We start from the raw sequence: 15,613 nt of genomic DNA, 5'->3' as shown, positions 1-15,613 counted from the left end.
TATGTTGAATGGGTTTTCCCTGACCTTAGGATAAATGTTATAACGGGCTTATTTGACAAAATTTACCATAAACTAACCTGAGCGATCGCAATATTTCCTGACAAACACACATCAACGTCTGTTCCTGAATCAGATTTGCGGTTGATGTCATCTCCCACATAAAGATATCCGTCCTCTTGCTTTACAAATTCTGTCAGTAGAGGACGGGTACAGAGGGAACAAAAGACTATCTCTGGCTCGGGTGCGTCTGGTTCTAGGTGGGGAAAGTTGACGCTCCAGAAGGTGCCAGGGTCAGACGGTTGGTCTAATAACTTGTGCAACACCCGAACCGTCCATTCCGTCGCCAGCTCCCAGTCTATCTCCCAGTCAGTTCTCTTAAAATGAGAAAAAGCGATCGCGTTCAGACGGTGTATTGTGGCCTCTCTAGCCGCCGCTATGGTTCCTGAGGGATAAATGTCCGAGCCCAGATTGCAGCCCCCATTAATCCCAGAGACAACAAACTCGATATCGTCGTAGAGATAGTTGACTCCCAGACGCACACAATCAGCGGGCGTACTGTCTACACTCACCTCAGTCTGCGATCGCCATTCCACTGGAATCACTGTGCGAATATTGACCCGATGGCCACAGCCGGACTGGTGGTATTTAGGAGCAACTACCGCAATGCGATCGCTTGTTACTTGGAATAATGCTTTGTGCAATGCGTGAATGCCGGGAGCATCAATCCCATCATCATTGGTTACTAAAAAAGCCATAATCCCAGCTCCACCGATAAACAAAATGAGGATAGCAGATCAGTGAGAGCAAATACCATCTCTACTGACCTACTAACCACTTAAAGTATCAAGAAGCTACAAAAGCTAGAGTCTGGTTGCGTCTAACCACATCACCCCAAATAGGTCATGACCCACACCATAGCCTGGTTGCTGAGTTGCCTCCAATTTCCGCAACACTTGAGCTAGCATAGACTCGACCTTCTGTCGGTACAGGTGTTTGTCAGAAATCTGTTGTAATTCTTGCTGGGCGGCTGCCTTAAATCCTTGAACTTCAGGGGGCAACTCAACGGTCGCGACCGCCAAAGGCTCACCCAATAGCTCTGTGGCGTCACTCACCAAACGGTTCCACCAACTAGAGAATTTCCTGAAGAAATCTAAGATGTGCTCTGGTGCCGCTCCTAACTCGACTTGGAAGATCAGTTGGCTCAAGTCTGTCTGTTGTGAGGGTGAGAGCAAACTATTGACTAGGTCGCGATAGTTGGGCAACCCTGGGTTAAACTGCCTTGTTGAGGTATGGCGACCAACCATAATCGAGCGATCGAAAAACTGAAACTTCTCAACAGGACAGCCTACGGCATTCGCTGCCTGCTGCATAATTTCTTGCAAGTGTTGATGGGAGTAAAAACTCATCCATGTTGGTTCTGTATCCCCTTCGGTCTGGAAAAAGCTCATCGAGTAATTCCAACGGCTGTTCTGCCATTGGGCTGTCCACTCGATACTGTAGCGCCCCAAAACATCCACAATCACAGCACACCGGGAGCGATTCTCGCAAACATTGGTCACAATCATCTTTAAGGCTTGGTCAAGCTCCTTGTGAGTCAGATGAGAGTAGGGAACGCCGCAAGAAAGATATAAATCGAAGGGTCGAGCCAGCTTGCTAGTCCGAATATCCGCACATTCAAACCCAACGTTACTGTGGTTACCATATAAATTTATGGCAGTTTCCACCATTTGGGTACTAATATCAACTCCCAAGTACTCTAGCTCATAGCTACCACTTAGTTCTGGGTCTTTTAACAATAGCGTTGACAGCAAAACATATCCATCACCTGTGCCTGCACCAATATCAACAACCCGTAGTTTCTCCCCCTTATTTTTGCTCACTGGGGCGATTGCTTGCTTAAACACTGAACGAGAGAACGGCTCCTCCCAATCAACTTTTACACCGTCACGGCGACTTTTAGATAAGTAATGTTGAACAGCATTGCTTTGGTCGTATACAGTCTTAATCTGCTCTGGAGTTACTTTCATAACCAATGTAGGTTTCTACTAGAACTTCAAACGTCTATCGACTCAACTCTGTCACTTCAATCAACTGCTAAGTCTCTCTGGAGCAGGCTTGTAATGAATTTAAAATTCGTTCCTAAAGCATTGTATCATAAAAAATCGTAACAACAAAAAAATGTATCAAAAGAAAGCGCGACAGCTATAGCAATCCTCAATTATTTGTAAAATATTTAAAATCGTAAATCATTGCTGGGCAAGGGTTATAGCGATATATTTCGCCACTATTCGGCTACTAGATTTGACGAATCAGATAGGATTGCTATAATCTTCAACAAAATACCAGTAGCTCAATTCTTCCAAAGAAATATCATTTTCTGGCTGTGGATCATGGAAATAGGAATGGAGCGGAAGTAACTCAGCAGCAGGATTTGCTGATGGTTTAGAAACAATTTGTTTGATTCGGCTCAAGTAGTTTAAAGCGGTGCTATCCCAGGTGTAATATTCCAAAACATACTGCTGACAACGTTTCTGTAACCTTTGCCACAAGTGTTGATCACAAAGTATTTCCCTGATGCCTCTAGCAATATCTGCTGGATCACTGGGATCGACTAACATACCATAGTCTTCATCTCCTACTTTTAGACTTTCACCAACACCACTATTTTTTGTTACCACTATCGGTAATCCAGCTGCTGCTGCTTCTAAAGGAGCAAGACCAAAGGGTTCAAACAAAGAGGTAAGAGTAAACACGGAACCACGCTGAGCAAAATAGCGATAGGAAGCGGCTAGTGCTGGTTGATCGGGTACTGAAAAAGCGCTAATTTTACCCCACAAATTTTTTTCTCGTACTATTTCCCGGATGGGACCGATTACTAGTTTTTCGGTCTGTTGATCGTGGACTTTTTCTTGCAAAGGGTTATCCAAGCCACCAGTAATCAGCACCACATTGGCTTTCTGTTGCACTATCACATCTTCAGCAAAGGCTTGCACCAAACCTAGGAGATTTTTCTTGGGGTCTAAACGGCTGGATGCCAAGATAGCCGGTAGACTCCGCCTTGACTCACTGATGTCCCGGCGCAATCGCTCTTCAATCAGTTGATAAGTCGCTTGTTCATTATGAGCGATCGCATCGGAACCAAACACAGAGGCATTGACTCCCGGTGCAATAACGGCAAATCGATGATCAGCTTCTACATCCACTGCTCCACGATAAGCATGATGACTGTACTGTTGGAACCGCTCTTGTGCCGTATTAGTAATATTGAGGGCTGAGTGATTCATGCTCAACCGTTCCGCTAGGATCCGGTATCGGAAATTGTAATAGTGATCGATTTGAGCCAGATTCTCAGGAGTGACGTGGAGTTTATCCATTTTTTGAGCCCCCAGGGAATGACCTGTGAATGTAAAGGGTATCCCTGTCTGTTGCTCAATCAGCACTCCACACACTCCCCCATCACTGTAGTGGGTAGTCATGATATCAGGGAATTTACCTTCCTCTCGATAAAATTCCAGGATGTTTGGTACCCAGTCTTGGACGAGATAGGGCCACAACAATTCTTTGCGCAGGAACTGTTTTGGTCCGGCTGGCAATCGGATAATCCGGAGGTTGTCTACACTCCCATAGCAATCAAATGTCTCGGCAAATTCTGGCCAATCCGGATCAATGATGTGGCGGGTGAGAATATCTATTTGGTGACCTTGTTTTGCGATCGCATCTGCGACTTGCCTGACATAGACCAACTGACCACCGAAATCGGGATGTTCGCTAATGTAGCTATTTTTATGGTCAAAATTACCGTGAGGGTTGAGAAATCCAATGTGCATCACACTGACTCGAATAACAACCAACTGTTACCAAACCCTTACAATTCCTAGGATTTACAATCCAGGTTTAGCTTGTTTTGGGGATCTTATGTTAGTTAAAAATTAAACTTATCATTATATTATTAAATTGGGTGGTTTTTACGACACAGTTAATAGTTTTTAATGTTAAATTATATTAAGAAGCCTCGGGAAAGACGAGACCTCTTGCGTAAATAGACAACAACAGCGTGATAACTACGATAGTTACCTCCTAATAAATGACTTTTGCAAAAGGTCTACGGTTAAGGCAGGGACGTTATTCGTAATCAATCGTAAATAGGACTTACGCATTTGCCCCCGTGGGTCCCCCAATTCTGGGGGACTTTAACTCAATTTCCCCCCAAAATTGGGGGGCTAGGGGGGCGAAATCAAGTTAACCGCGTAAGTCCTGGTAAACAAATTCAGGAGAGGTAAGACATTCTATGGTTAGTTCTATGGTTAGTTCTATAGTTAGTGAAGCAAAGACCACTACTCCTCACCATGTGGTCATTATTGGTGGCGGATTTGGTGGACTCTATGCTGCTCAGGCTCTGAGAAAGGCACCAGTGAAAGTAACTCTAATCGATAAACGGAACTTTCATTTGTTCCAGCCCCTACTCTACCAAGTTGCTACAGGGGGCTTATCCGCTGGTGATATTTCCTCACCCCTGCGGGCAATCCTGAGTCACCAGAAAAATACTCAAGTGCTGATGGGGAAAGTAATTGGTCTTGACCCGAACCAGAAAACCGTTCAACTAGCAGACAAAGAAATATCTTACGACTCCCTGATCGTGGCGACTGGCGTTAGCCACCACTACTTCGGTAATGATCAATGGGCAAAAGATGCTCCTGGTTTGAAAACCATTGAAGATGCCCTAGACATTAGACGTCGGATTTATTCTGCCTTTGAAGCCGCAGAAAAAGAAACTGACCCCGAGAAACGTCGCGCTTGGTTGACCTTTGTGTTGGTAGGAGGCGGACCAACTGGAGTGGAATTAGCCGGGGCCATGGCAGAATTGGCTTACGACACCTTAAAAGATGACTTCCGCGACATTGATACTTCCGAAGCCAGGATTTTGCTGTTGGAAGGGATGGATCGGATTTTGCCTCCTTACCCACCGGAGTTATCAGTAAAAGCCCAAAATTCTCTGGAACGGTTAGGAGTAACAGTACAGACAAAGACTCTAGTTACTAATATTGATGACGATATAGTTACCATGCGTCGAGGGGAGCAGGTAGAGGAAATTAACGCCAAAACTGTTCTGTGGGCAGCAGGGATGAAAGCGTCTGCTATGGGCAAGGCGCTAGCAAACGCTACTGGTGTGGAGTTAGACCGGGCTGGACGGGTGATAGTACAACCGGATATGAGCTTGGCAGGACATCCCGATATTTTTGTGATTGGTGATTTGGCGAATTTCTCTCATCAAACTGGTAAACCCCTACCAGGAGTTGCGCCAGTGGCGATGCAACAAGGCAAGTATGTCTCTACTCTGATTCAGAAGCGCCTCAAGGAGGAGACAGTAGCGGATTTCCATTATCAGGATTATGGCAATTTAGCGGTGATTGGACGGAATGCCGCAGTAGTGGATTTGGGGTTTGTTAAGTTCTCTGGTTTCCCCGCTTGGCTAGCCTGGATTTTTATCCACATCTTCTTCCTGATTGAGTTTGATAATAAGTTGCTGGTCATGATTCAGTGGGCATGGCATTACCTTACCTTTAAGCGCGGGGTTCGTTTAATTACTAACCTTGAGGAAGAACCAGCAGGCAATTTCGAGGAGAGAAGAGATTATCGGACGCCGGTACAGGTGTAGGGCTTTAGGGATTAGGGATAGGGTGGGGAGGGTGGGAAGTGTGGGGAGGGTGGGGAGATGGGGAGATGGGGAGATTTTTAGTAAGGGTAATTATCCTGAGATGATATAAGTACTGAAACCATTAACCATTACTCTAACCCCTAATCCCTAATACTATTAACCTGATCTATGAGTCAGATTTCCTCTAAAGCATCTACTCCTTCCTCGATTAATCTATTGGAGCAACCAGCCGCTTGGCTGTACAGTTTCTGGAAATTTTCTCGTCCCCATACGATTATTGGGACGAGTTTTAGTGTTTTTGCCCTCTATGTCATTGCCGTGTCCATGACTAACAGTGGTTGGACTTGGCAAGGGTTCGGTCAACTGCTGGGAGCTTGGATTGCTTGTTTGTGCGGTAATGTCTATATCGTAGGACTAAATCAAGTCCACGATGTGGAGATTGACCGGATTAATAAACCCCATCTTCCCATCGCTGCAGGGGAGTTTTCTCTGCAACTAGGTCAGGGGATTGTGGCGGTAACTGGTATCCTAGCGCTACTGTTGGCTTGGTTATTCGGGCCGTGGTTGTTGTTGATGGTCAGTATTAGTTTGGCAATTGGTACATGCTATTCCTTGCCACCGGTCCGGCTGAAGCGGTTTCCCTTTTGGGCAGCACTATGTATTTTTTCAGTACGGGGAGCAATCGTTAATGTAGGTCTGTTTTTACACTTTAGTTGGGCATTGCAACAGGGACAAGTGATGATGCCTACCGCAGCAGTGTGGGCATTGACCTGGTTTATCTTAGTGTTTTCCGTTGCGATCGCAATATTCAAAGATGTCCCAGATATCAATGGGGATAAGCTTTTCAATATCACTACCTTTACCATCCGCCTCGGTAAATTAGCGGTATTTAATATAGCACGGGGAGTGATTACTGCTTGCTATCTCGCCATGGTGCTAGCTAGTGTGCTGCTCCTCGGTTCAGTAAATATCCTCTTCTTGGTAGGAACCCATCTGGTAGCATTGGCAGTAATGTGGTGGCGCTCTTACCAGGTAGACTTGGAGGATAAAAATGCGATCGCTAGTTTTTATCAGTTTATCTGGAAACTGTTTTTCCTGGAATATTTGATTTTCCCAGCAGCTTGTCTTTTTAGACTATAGGGTTTCTCAATTAATCGAATCAACAGCGCGTAAGCATTCAGCCGTCAGCCGTCAGCCGTCAGCTGATAGCTGATAGCTGATAGCTGATAGCTGTTCGCGTAGCGCATAAACTTACAAAAAAATAGCCGTAGAAATACTATCCACGGCTATTTCAACTCCACAATAAGTCCGTTGAAATTGTTGTTAGGTGCGCTGCATCGCTATGTCACTCAGTTACCAAACCTAACCTGATGTGATCCTATGTTAGCAGACCGGAACCTTTGACTGGGGGGAAACCCCCCAGAAATTTAAGGTGTTATGGCAACAGCCAATACTTGTTTAGTGTAGTCATCACTTCGCCTGGAACGTCAGTCGGTTCCAGAGGAGTCCATTCGCAAATCTCGGCATACCCTAGGGCATACATCCTCTGCATACTATAAATTACTGCTTCCCGAGACCCTTTCAGAGTGTGCTGAGCAGGTTGTTTTTTGAAGTTTTGAGTAAATCCTTGTCGCATAATTTAACAATTGAACTCATTGTGGTAACTTAATGATTATTGTAATAATTATTATTATAATTGTCAAGGGTTTTTTAAAAGTTTTTTTGGGGAGTTTTAGGATTAATAAAAAACAGCGATATTCTGAAATAGATGCTATATACACGCTAATTAATTATTAACTAGTATTTATTAAAATAATTCGCTCCTAAAACGTAAGTATTAAACTATCCTATAAATTTAGATTTGCTATAATAACTAATATAGTTACAGCGGTTTGCATAACTATCAGGTACACAAGATTGTCTTCCCTGTTCCCTGTTCCCTGTTCCCTATTCCCTATTCCCTATTCCCTATTCCCTATTCCCTATTCCCTATTCCCTATTCCCTATTCCCTTTGCTCATGACACAATCAATCTTGAGGATGCCAGAAAATTCCAGACTAACATCCCAACAGTTTTACGACCTGTGTTGTGCTAATCCCGACTGGAAAGTAGAGCGAACCGTACAAGGAGATTTGGGAATTATCGCTCCAACCGGTGGAGAAACAGGAGCAAGAAATGCTAATCTCCTGATTCGTTTGGGAATCTGGAATGAACAATCTCAACTGGGAATAGTGTTTGATTCATCCACAGGATTTCATCTACCTAACGGAGCTGATCGTTCACCAGATGTAGCTTGGGTTAAGCGGGAAAGATGGGAGGATCTGACACTGGCACAACGGGAAAAATTTCCACCCCTAGCACCAGATTTTGTGATCGAATTAATGTCTCCCACCGCCTGAAACAAGCCCAACTAAAAATGCAGGAATACTTAGATAATGGGGTAAAATTGGGTTGGTTATTCAACCGATTAGCCAAGCAAGTGGAGATTTATCAGTGTGGGAAAACTAAAGTAGTATTAGAGCAGCCTAATAAATTATTGGGAGAACCAATTTTGCCTAATTTTATTCTAACACTTGATGGTTTTTGGTAATGAATTGGTAAGCTATCAGCTATCAGCTATCAGCTATCAGCTATCAGCTATCAGCTATCAGCTAATGCGCTACCTACCAGCGTCGTTCGCACAGCGTGGCACAGGCTTTGGCCTTGGCCACGCACGAGTTTTGAATAACAAAAGCTGTTCGCGCAGCGTGAGCGAAAAGCTCACGGCTGACCACTGATGGCTGAATACTAACAGAAAAACACCCCGACCAGACCTAAATTACTAGAATCTACCGGGGCTTTGATATTTTAGGTTATTACCTTGTACTCCTTGGCTAACAGATAGCGTGGAGTGGTTAAGCGTTGTAACATATTGAGCGGCGATACCTTAGATAATCAATTTCAAAGTTCGGTTATTTCAGGTAAAAATTAGCTGAAATAATTGATTACCTCGTGTACCGGCTTGCTGCTTTTATCTTTCGCAGTAAAAGTCCACTGGTCCGTCTCCTTCCTTTAGATAGAAGACACCATACTCAGGCAGGGGCAGGACTATATCCTCATTTGGGGATATGAAGGTTGGCTGGCCTGTAGCTGAGTCTACTACTTTTACTCGCTCGGGAGATTCGTTGTGTAGTTTAGCAAACAGATAGTCATAACCAGGAGTAACTTCAACTAAGCAAAAGTGCTCATCGGGATTTTGCAGGTAGGTGACATCTCCTCCACAGCAATACCCGGCAAGTGCTTCCCCGGGATTAAGCGCGAAGGTGACGATTACTGTTAGTGCTACTACGGCTAAAGTTAACACTTTGCTGAGGCTAGTTTTGATTGTATTCATGTTTTTGATTGCTGTTTATTGTTGCTATTTTATGCAAGTTAAAGTTGGTGGTTTTGTCTGGAAATCCTATTATACCATTGGTTTGAGCGATCGCGGTTTTACCCAATCCATCGGGCAAGGATTGCTATCGGTGAGCTTAGTTGATGGGGGATTAGGAGCTTTTTTAATAGAGATTACCTTTGCTGCAACAGATTCTTGCTCTACCAGTGACGTTATTTCCTCTGCCGTTGTCTCTAATTTGATCTCCGAATAATTACCCTCTTTTCTACAAGCTTTTCTGGGGTATCAAATTCAGTAACCAAGCCATTGCCCTCTGCCACTGCGATCGCCTTTGGCGGAAGCTTCGCTTCATCGCTTCGAGGTTTTCTACTCCTATTGTCCCAGAGTTATTTTCTCGATGGCAGTCTATACAGCAGTTATGGGCAAATTTAGTCAGCCATCCCTTGAGATTGGTAATCTTTGCAGCAAATTTGGGCAATTTTTCCCAAGCCTTGAGCATAATCTCAGAAACAGCATCTTGGGCTTGAGACCGATTACCCCCCATCCAGCTGCAGAGCGCGATGGTAAAGATAGTCTTGATACTGTTCCCAGAGGGGCCAAAAGGCCGTACGGTCTCCAGTAGACAGTTTTTCCAGGAGGGGCTCCACCCAAGCAGCGGTAGATTCGTTTTCGGCATTTTCGCGCCATTGGCCATGAAAACCTTGGTTTGTTGCCTGCATAAGTCCTGTTGATCCACCGAAAACCAGTTTGACCTATTCGCCCAAGTTATACAAGTGACGTTCGTTAACTTAAGCCGTCAAGTCCAGTCAGCCCTTGAGTTAGGATTTTTGTAAATTTTATTGAAGCCTTTTCTTTATCTTTTTTTAACTTTATTTAAGGTAATAATTAATTATACCACATCCGCTGGTAATAAGCAAAATGTATTGGATGCAAGGCAAAAGGCAAAAGGCAGAAGGCAGAAGGCAAAAGGCAGAAGTAAAAAGGCAACAGTATAAAATGTAAAATGCAAAAGGTAACAGGATAAAATGTAAAAAATTCAAAAAAACATATCAGATAATGAAATATTATATCTAGAGCATATAAAAGTATTTAAAATCCTCTCACTAAAAATTAAATTGGTATCGAATAAAGCCTGATAAAAACCTCTATTTTAGGCATCAAACTATCTTAGTTTTTTAAAAAATTAGCGCTACTGAAATCTATAATCTAAGCTTTCATAAGCTCTAAAAGTAACAGAATCTTTATTTGTGACGTTTGTCAGCTAAGCACAGTCAACCCTAGAGGTCAACCATAAAACTACCTAAAAACAGCAATACTTTCAGGTCGAGATTATTAGTATTTTTTCCTTACAGTTGGGAACTCTTATAGATAAGCCTTAGGTTTATTTAAATGTTATGACAAATCTCAACAGTGTTCTTCAACGAGACCCATTTGCCGACAGCACATTAGTTGTAAACGATGAAGGGATTACCATTCGCCTGATCGACGGCAGTAGGAATAATTTAGACCAAGTCTCTTTGGGTATCCCTAATACGCCTTTGCTGCGTTTGAGTCCAATTGAGTATGAAGACGGAATCCAGTCACCGGCGGGTATAGCATTTGATGCAGAAGGCAATGCTCTGATCGGTATAGATGGCAATACTGTTACGCGCCAACCCATTCCCATATTTACCCAAGCCGAAGCAGACCGATTAAATGGATTGGGATTGAATGTCATATCCAATACAGAGGGCTTAAGCAATGTATCTGATGCGCCCTTTGTATTGCTTAACCCACCCGATCGCCCTAGTACCCGAGTGATCAGCAATGCTACCTCTAACTTAGAAGAAGGAGAGTCTGATCCCAATGGTAATGGCTTAAGCGCTTTCATTTGGGCTTTTGGTCAGTTCGTCAACCACGACACTGATTTAGCAGCGAATGGGTCAAAAGAACAGAACCAAAACCGGTTAGAATTGCTCAATTTCCCCATTGACATTCCCGCCGATGACCCTAATTTTCCACCAAACACTCCTCCCACTCAAGAAATTTCTACACAGGCAGATGGTGGCTTGGAGTTTGACTTTGAACGGGATGCGTTTTTCAGCGGTACTGGAGTCTCTGGGAGCCCAGGAAAAGCAATTAATATTGTTACCTCTTGGCTTGATCTTTCTGTAGTTTATGGGTCTACTGAAGAAGAATATCAAGCAATTCGTGCTTTTTCAGAAGGTCGCCTCAACGTCTTCTCGGATGAAACAGTTACCACTAATGACGACTTGTTACCCCTTAACATCACAGGTGCTGATGGAGAACTGATCAGTGGTAAAGGCGCTTTTATGGATGTGGGTTTTCTAGCGGGGGATACACGGGTTAACGAGAACGATAGTTTGGCATCCCAGCATACCCTCTGGATGCGTAACCATAACCGCCTTGCCCAAGAACTTTATCGGTTTCATCCTGACTGGACAGATGAGCAGATATTTCAACGCTCTCGCCAGATTAATATTGCCCAATATCAAGCTATTGTTCTCTACGAGTGGCTCCCCCTGATGGTGGGTAATGTGATCACTGACTACAGCAGCTATAACTCTAATCAAACTCCAGAAATCACTAGTGAGTTTGCTGCTGCTGGTCTTCGTGTTGGTCATACCCAAACTAATAACCGTATAGACACTATTGATGCTGATGGTAATCTCACAAGTTTGCAATTATTAAGAACATTTAGTTCACCCAATATTAATGATAGTAGCGATATAGATAATATCTTGCGCGGTGCCAGTCAAACAATTACTGAAGACGTTGATACTAATATAGTTTTTGACCTGCGCAACGCTTTAGTACCAGGAGCGATCGGATTTGACCTTTACTCTGCTAATCAGCAACGGGGAAGGGATCATGGCTTGGCTGACTATAACCAAGTGCGAGCAAGTCTCGGTCTACCACGGGTAACGACTTTTGCGGAAATTACTTCAAATGCAGAGTTGGCAAATACTCTCGACGAGCTCTACCAGACTGTAGAAGATATCGACTTATTGATTGGGCTGTTTGCAGAAGATGCTGTTGCTCCCTCCGGTGCCGGAGAAACTATTCAAGCAATGCTATGGGAGCAATACGAGCGGATACGGGATGCTGACCGCTTTTGGTTCGAGAGACCGATTGAAGATGGCGGTTTCTTTACCCAAGAGGAAATTGCAGCCATTAAGGAAGTGACGTTTGCTGATATTATCAAGCTCAACACCGAAATTACTACAATTGCAGACAATGCCTTTATAATCAGCTCCGACAACAATCCCTCCTCTGATGGACTGCTAGATTTAACCGGCTTTTCGGGACAAGCTACAGCAACTGTGACTAGAGAGGCGGATTATGACAATTTAATTGGCTTTTATCTAATTGCTGATCAACAGGGAACGATAATTGATCCAATCACGGGTCAATCTCTTACTCCTGGCCAAGACGGTTATGCAGAAGCGGCCATTGATGCCAGCGTGGTTGACTTCAAGGTAGACGAAAACTTGACCACGGTAAATTTTGATGTTACTCTTCCAGGAGGCTCTATCCTAGCTCCCTACTTAGTTACAGATGGGGATTTGGATGATTTTGAAAATGGTGATGCTGAGGTATTCTTTGCTTTCACAGCTGCTAACAGTGATGGCATGAGCCATATCCTTGAACTTGGAAATAGCAGTGACAACAAATTCACATTCGCCTTTGAAGATTTAAGTGGTAATGACAGTGAAGAAAGCGATGCTCTAACAGAGCCGCTACGCGATCGCGACTTTAACGATCTAGTGATTGATCTTACTCTTTTATAATAGTTCATCTTCCAGTAGGGTGGGCAAAGTAATCTAATCATGAATACTCATTTAAACCAAACGGTTTTTGCCCACCCTACAAGCTGGCGTGAAAAAAAATCCCAATTAAAGTAGGGTGGGCAAAGTAATCTAATCATGAATACTGATTTGAACCAAACGCTTTTTGCCCACCCTACAAGCTCCCCATCTCCCTATCTCCCCATCTCCCCCTCTCCCCACCCTCCCCACACTTCCTCTAGTTATAGATTTACAACAAAAAGATGCACCACTGATCTACTGAGCAGCTAAGCTAAAACTCCTCTGTACAACAGCACCACGTTCCCCGAGGGATTTTGGTTGCTGTTGATCCACAGTATACAAAACACCTCCCGCATTCCCTGACCTCACAGTCAGTTTTTGTTTAGCAATCCAGGTTTTCTGATATCCCTTGGGTAAGGTTTCTTCCAACTCGATTTTGCCATCAACTACCACTCGTACCCAAGTTTGCTCTGTAATACTCAAGCGTACTTTAATTAATGGATTAGATGGGACAGGTTTGGGTTTGGGGGGTGGTTTAGGTTCGGGCTTAGGGGCTGGTGCTGGTTGTTCTGGTTTATCGGGGATTGTCTGGTCCTGGGCAACTGATGAGTTTTCGATCTGTCGATTAGTGATATAGGTGAACACGGTGTTGAGTAGATAAATTAGTCCACCAGCAACACTGACCAAGCTTACTATTATGATGTAAGGATAATAGGGTTGTATGCTTTTGGCTACAGTTTTAACAGTCTTGCTTTTGGCTACAATCCTAGGAATCTTTTGAGGAGAGGTTGGAGTCTCAGAGTTCTCTTCTGAGGAGATATTGGTATACAAGACTAACCCACCAGACTCGGTGTTCTCGGTGTTCTCGGTTTTCTCAGTTTTCTCGGTGTTCTCGGTTTTCAAGGACAATCCAGAATTAACTGGAAACGTTTTGGCTATTCCTGGACCATCTAGACCGAGAAACTCTGCATAGCGACGAATAAAGCCTTGAATATAAACTGGCTCGGGCAACGGCTCGGATTGCCCTGCTTCAAGGGCTTGCAATATATGCAATCGAATAAAGGTGTTGTTAGCGACTTCCTCAATAGGTATAGATTTCTCCTGCCTGACTTGGCTGAGATAGGTCCCTATTTTCTGGAGTTGCTCCTCTTGCTCTAGACTTAAGTGGCTCACCAAATCTCTCCACCCATTAATCCACGTTAACAATTTTTATACATAAACACCGGATAGTAACATCCCTTGGGCATCTCACCATAGAACTTATCAAAAATTAACAAAGATTAACAATATAGCCAATTTGCTGATCAAATAGGAAAACTCTCTCATTTTAGGGTATGGTTCCGATTGGCATCCTCCCCCGGGCGGAACAACTCATAAGGGTAGGTTTTTTACTTTGACCTCAGGTGTGGGGTGTGGGGTGTGGGGTGTGGGGTGTGGGGTGTGGGGGATAAGAAAGCGATGCAGCGCCTTCATGCGGGGGTTTCCCACGTCACTGTAAGTCTTTCCCCTTTCGTCGAGTGGGCTGATCTAATTGTAAGCATTCAGCCGTTGGCGATTCCCATAGCATGGCCATTCCCGTAGCGTGGCCAAAGCCCAAGGCCAACGGCTGACAGCTGACGACTGAATGCTGTTCGCGTAAGCGTGCGCGTAGCGCATATGCTTACGAATTATCAGCTAATTTTTGGCAATAATTTCAGGCATCATTTCGTTTTTTTTTCTTTACCGTATATCCTTTAATAATTTTTATATAGCAAAGGGAACAGCGGATCTGGGAGTAGGGAGTAGGGAGTAGGGAATATCGCATCAAAATTCTCTCAATTCCTACACGGATTGCTATAGGCCAATATTATTATAGGTAAACTTCATTAAATTTTCTGCAATTATCTTCAGTATCCTGAATTTTGATTTCCTAGAGCAACATCAAACTTTTATCGCTTTACTCTACTGCTCAAAGTGTAGCAAATAAAATACATGTTGGGAACAAAATGTCAAGTTTTGACGGTGGTTTTAACTGCCAAGTCGTTTTTGATTCCCCGACTAAAGTAAGAATTAACATAGTGGGGTATTGACAAAAGCGAGACAACCGTATAGGATTGCGATCGTGACCAAAAACCAGCCGAACGAACTAGAACCAGAACGATTCAACCAGTTGCCGAAGGAGGAAGTGGTAGAAATGCTCATTACTGTAGCGAAGGCTATAGCTCAGCAGCAAGCAACAATAGAAGAACTGAAACAAGAAATAGATAAACTGCCTGTAAGTAGCAGAATTAGAACGCAAAATTTAATCAAAACCGCCATCAACAGACCTACTCAAAAAAACGGAAAATCAGAAATAATAAAAACAAGATACAGTATAAAAACCTAAACGTCAACTAGGCAAACAGCAAAGACATCAAGGAAAAAGCTGGAGTGGCTCTCGGCCTAGGGAATAGTTTCAAGATACTGCTAAGTTAGCGTAATTTATCGGCTAATTTATTAAGTTTAGTAAATATTAAGTTTAGTAAAAAAACTGCTCTCCTTAGGGGTGGTCTGTGATAGATTTTGTTGAGCAAGCTCGACCGGCTCAACTTGATAAAACTGCACTTGCTCCTTCTTTGATTCCATAACCAACGTTGCTGAATCCTTACGTAGAATTCAAGGGAGTTTTTATGCTCGCATACGGATTTATAACATTATTGAGTCTAGGTTCTGAGTACTACTTTAAATACGAGATTGATGCTCAGACTGGTTTCCAGATTTATTGGATTACAATTCCTGAGGGACTCGATAAGGAAC

The 15,613-nt window shown here is 43.6% G+C and carries 17 protein-coding genes; 8 read left to right on the top strand and 9 right to left on the bottom strand.

Translation table 11 applies throughout. From position 1 onward, the window contains the following. Positions 1 to 62: 62 nt before the first annotated feature. The 3 genes from surE to F6K53_RS23145 form a co-directional block, all read right to left on the bottom strand. The gene (surE, locus tag F6K53_RS23155; protein ID WP_293069565.1) at positions 63 to 755 is read right to left on the bottom strand and encodes a 5'/3'-nucleotidase SurE; all 693 of its coding nucleotides are present in this window, start codon (positions 753 to 755) and stop codon (positions 63 to 65) included. A gap of 105 nt (positions 756 to 860) precedes the next feature. Then, positions 861 to 2,027 (bottom strand): class I SAM-dependent methyltransferase, encoded by a 1,167-nt coding sequence (locus F6K53_RS23150; protein WP_293028138.1) that lies wholly within the window; start codon positions 2,025 to 2,027, stop codon positions 861 to 863. A 282-nt stretch (positions 2,028 to 2,309) separates the two neighbouring features. Next, entirely contained in the window at positions 2,310 to 3,851 is a 1,542-nt protein-coding gene (locus F6K53_RS23145; protein ID WP_293082317.1) for a glycosyltransferase, read from the bottom strand. 437 nt (positions 3,852 to 4,288) lie between these two features. Here F6K53_RS23145 and F6K53_RS23140 point away from each other — a divergent pair, with 437 nt between their 5' ends. Continuing rightward, on the top strand, positions 4,289 to 5,656 hold the full coding sequence (locus F6K53_RS23140) for an NAD(P)/FAD-dependent oxidoreductase (protein WP_293028132.1): 1,368 nt from the start codon (positions 4,289 to 4,291) through the stop codon (positions 5,654 to 5,656). 168 nt (positions 5,657 to 5,824) lie between these two features. Next, positions 5,825 to 6,796, top strand: coding sequence for a homogentisate phytyltransferase (locus F6K53_RS23135; protein ID WP_293028130.1), 972 nt, complete (start codon positions 5,825 to 5,827; stop codon positions 6,794 to 6,796). A gap of 295 nt (positions 6,797 to 7,091) precedes the next feature. Here the strand turns inward: F6K53_RS23135 and F6K53_RS23130 are convergent, their stop codons facing one another. Beyond that, entirely contained in the window at positions 7,092 to 7,292 is a 201-nt protein-coding gene (locus F6K53_RS23130; protein WP_293028127.1) for a hypothetical protein, read from the bottom strand. A 256-nt stretch (positions 7,293 to 7,548) separates the two neighbouring features. Between F6K53_RS23130 and F6K53_RS45990 the strand changes: the two genes are divergently transcribed. From F6K53_RS45990 to F6K53_RS23120, 3 genes are read left to right on the top strand one after another with little or no spacing between them, the layout of a single operon-like run. Next, positions 7,549 to 8,055, top strand: coding sequence for a Uma2 family endonuclease (locus tag F6K53_RS45990; protein WP_364304817.1), 507 nt, complete (start codon positions 7,549 to 7,551; stop codon positions 8,053 to 8,055). Positions 8,056 to 8,072: 17 nt separating this feature from the next. Next, on the top strand, positions 8,073 to 8,246 hold the full coding sequence (locus tag F6K53_RS45985; RefSeq protein WP_364304820.1) for a Uma2 family endonuclease: 174 nt from the start codon (positions 8,073 to 8,075) through the stop codon (positions 8,244 to 8,246). After that, positions 8,233 to 8,433, top strand: coding sequence for a hypothetical protein (locus F6K53_RS23120; protein WP_293072028.1), 201 nt, complete (start codon positions 8,233 to 8,235; stop codon positions 8,431 to 8,433). The genes F6K53_RS45985 and F6K53_RS23120 overlap by 14 nt, the downstream gene beginning before the upstream one ends. 233 nt (positions 8,434 to 8,666) lie before the next feature. On the opposite strand, the gene F6K53_RS23115 is transcribed toward F6K53_RS23120, so the two are convergent. After that, complete coding sequence (locus F6K53_RS23115) at positions 8,667 to 9,029, bottom strand: hypothetical protein (RefSeq protein WP_293072029.1); 363 nt, start codon at positions 9,027 to 9,029, stop codon at positions 8,667 to 8,669. Between the two features lie 31 nt (positions 9,030 to 9,060). On the opposite strand from F6K53_RS23115, the gene F6K53_RS23110 reads away from it, so the two are divergent. Continuing rightward, positions 9,061 to 9,282 (top strand): hypothetical protein, encoded by a 222-nt coding sequence (locus tag F6K53_RS23110; protein ID WP_293072030.1) that lies wholly within the window; start codon positions 9,061 to 9,063, stop codon positions 9,280 to 9,282. A gap of 12 nt (positions 9,283 to 9,294) precedes the next feature. On the opposite strand, the gene F6K53_RS23105 is transcribed toward F6K53_RS23110, so the two are convergent. Continuing rightward, positions 9,295 to 9,573, bottom strand: a complete 279-nt coding sequence (locus tag F6K53_RS23105; protein WP_293072031.1) for a sigma factor — start codon at positions 9,571 to 9,573, stop codon at positions 9,295 to 9,297. Further along, the gene (locus F6K53_RS23100) at positions 9,563 to 9,748 is read right to left on the bottom strand and encodes a hypothetical protein (protein WP_293072032.1); all 186 of its coding nucleotides are present in this window, start codon (positions 9,746 to 9,748) and stop codon (positions 9,563 to 9,565) included. The genes F6K53_RS23105 and F6K53_RS23100 overlap by 11 nt, the downstream gene beginning before the upstream one ends. 675 nt (positions 9,749 to 10,423) lie before the next feature. Here F6K53_RS23100 and F6K53_RS23095 point away from each other — a divergent pair. Beyond that, a complete protein-coding gene (locus F6K53_RS23095) occupies positions 10,424 to 12,820 on the top strand; it encodes a peroxidase family protein (protein ID WP_293072033.1) in 2,397 nt (798 codons plus the stop codon). Between the two features lie 273 nt (positions 12,821 to 13,093). On the opposite strand, the gene F6K53_RS23090 is transcribed toward F6K53_RS23095, so the two are convergent. Beyond that, positions 13,094 to 14,011: a helix-turn-helix domain-containing protein gene (locus F6K53_RS23090; RefSeq protein ID WP_293028153.1), complete on the bottom strand. Its 918-nt coding sequence runs from the start codon at positions 14,009 to 14,011 to the stop codon at positions 13,094 to 13,096. A 354-nt stretch (positions 14,012 to 14,365) separates the two neighbouring features. Further along, positions 14,366 to 14,494 (bottom strand): hypothetical protein, encoded by a 129-nt coding sequence (locus tag F6K53_RS23085; RefSeq protein WP_269086977.1) that lies wholly within the window; start codon positions 14,492 to 14,494, stop codon positions 14,366 to 14,368. Positions 14,495 to 14,903: 409 nt separating this feature from the next. Between F6K53_RS23085 and F6K53_RS23080 the strand changes: the two genes are divergently transcribed. Further along, positions 14,904 to 15,203, top strand: a complete 300-nt coding sequence (locus F6K53_RS23080) for a hypothetical protein (protein ID WP_293082314.1) — start codon at positions 14,904 to 14,906, stop codon at positions 15,201 to 15,203. Positions 15,204 to 15,613: the final 410 nt, after the last annotated feature.

The sequence above is a fragment of the Moorena sp. SIO4A1 genome, from assembly GCF_010672065.1.
In the GTDB taxonomy this organism is placed as follows: domain Bacteria; phylum Cyanobacteriota; class Cyanobacteriia; order Cyanobacteriales; family Coleofasciculaceae; genus Moorena.
Note: the sequence above shows the minus strand (reverse complement) of the source record. Positions and strands in the feature narration are given on the sequence as shown.

Bases quoted from the DNA above. Each gene is read 5' to 3' on its own strand.
- F6K53_RS23100 (WP_293072032.1), bottom strand. From the start codon at position 9,748: ATGCAGGCAACAAACCAAGGTTTTCATGGCCAATGGCGCGAAAATGCC.
- F6K53_RS23140 (WP_293028132.1), top strand. From the start codon at position 4,289: ATGGTTAGTTCTATGGTTAGTTCTATAGTTAGTGAAGCAAAGACCACT.
- F6K53_RS23130 (WP_293028127.1), bottom strand. From the start codon at position 7,292: ATGCGACAAGGATTTACTCAAAACTTCAAAAAACAACCTGCTCAGCAC.
- F6K53_RS45985 (WP_364304820.1), top strand. From the start codon at position 8,073: ATGCAGGAATACTTAGATAATGGGGTAAAATTGGGTTGGTTATTCAAC.
- surE (WP_293069565.1), bottom strand. From the start codon at position 755: ATGGCTTTTTTAGTAACCAATGATGATGGGATTGATGCTCCCGGCATT.
- F6K53_RS23110 (WP_293072030.1), top strand. From the start codon at position 9,061: ATGCAAGTTAAAGTTGGTGGTTTTGTCTGGAAATCCTATTATACCATT.
- F6K53_RS23135 (WP_293028130.1), top strand. From the start codon at position 5,825: ATGAGTCAGATTTCCTCTAAAGCATCTACTCCTTCCTCGATTAATCTA.
- F6K53_RS23105 (WP_293072031.1), bottom strand. From the start codon at position 9,573: ATGGGGGGTAATCGGTCTCAAGCCCAAGATGCTGTTTCTGAGATTATG.
- F6K53_RS23120 (WP_293072028.1), top strand. From the start codon at position 8,233: ATGGTTTTTGGTAATGAATTGGTAAGCTATCAGCTATCAGCTATCAGC.
- F6K53_RS23115 (WP_293072029.1), bottom strand. From the start codon at position 9,029: ATGAATACAATCAAAACTAGCCTCAGCAAAGTGTTAACTTTAGCCGTA.
- F6K53_RS23095 (WP_293072033.1), top strand. From the start codon at position 10,424: ATGACAAATCTCAACAGTGTTCTTCAACGAGACCCATTTGCCGACAGC.
- F6K53_RS23085 (WP_269086977.1), bottom strand. From the start codon at position 14,494: ATGCGCTACGCGCACGCTTACGCGAACAGCATTCAGTCGTCAGCTGTC.
- F6K53_RS23150 (WP_293028138.1), bottom strand. From the start codon at position 2,027: ATGAAAGTAACTCCAGAGCAGATTAAGACTGTATACGACCAAAGCAAT.